Raw genomic sequence first — 552 nt, 5'->3', positions numbered from 1 at the left:
TCCGGGGTGAACGGCTTGATGACGTACTGGGTGATGCCCGACGAGATCGCCGAACGGATGACCTGCAGGTGCCGCACCGCGGTGATCGCGATGATGTCGACGTCCTGACCGCGGGAGTTCAGCCGCCCGGCGACCTCGAGGCCGTGCGAATCCGTGAGGTTCATATCGAGCAGAACGATATCGACGGGGCTGCCTGCAGCAGCGAGTTCGTCGAAGCGTTCGATCGCCTCATGTCCGCCCAGGAAGGTTCCGGCCACCTCAAATCCCGGCACGCGGTCCACGAAGTCCGCGTGCGCCTGTGCCGTCATCGGATCGTCTTCGACGATGAGCACCCGCAGCGCGGCATCATCGCTCACGTGAGTCTCCTTCCGCCCGATCCTGACTCGAATCCTCACCATCCGTGGTGTGGCTCTCCGAAGAATCGTAATCGCCGGCCGCGTCGATGTCCCCCAGTGGAAGCGTCACCGTGAAGATCGCACCGCCATCGGAATCGACATCGATATGTCCGCCGAGGCGGCTCACCGCCTGCCGAACCAAGACGAGCCCGAATCC

At 63.8% G+C, this 552-nt stretch carries 1 protein-coding gene and 1 pseudogene; both read right to left on the bottom strand.

All coding sequences use genetic code 11. The annotated features are described in order from the left end of the window. A partial coding sequence (locus IEV86_RS17640) for a response regulator (protein ID WP_229734736.1) occupies window positions 1-356 on the bottom strand: 356 nt, incomplete at its 3' end. Continuing rightward, window positions 346-552 (bottom strand): annotated as a pseudogene (locus tag IEV86_RS18065) (histidine kinase); the annotation flags it as partial. The pseudogene IEV86_RS18065 and the gene IEV86_RS17640, both read right to left, overlap by 11 nt.

The sequence above is a fragment of the Cellulomonas carbonis genome (genome assembly GCF_014636275.1).
GTDB lineage: Bacteria > Actinomycetota > Actinomycetes > Actinomycetales > Cellulomonadaceae > Actinotalea > Actinotalea carbonis.
Note: the sequence above shows the minus strand (reverse complement) of the source record. Positions and strands in the feature narration are given on the sequence as shown.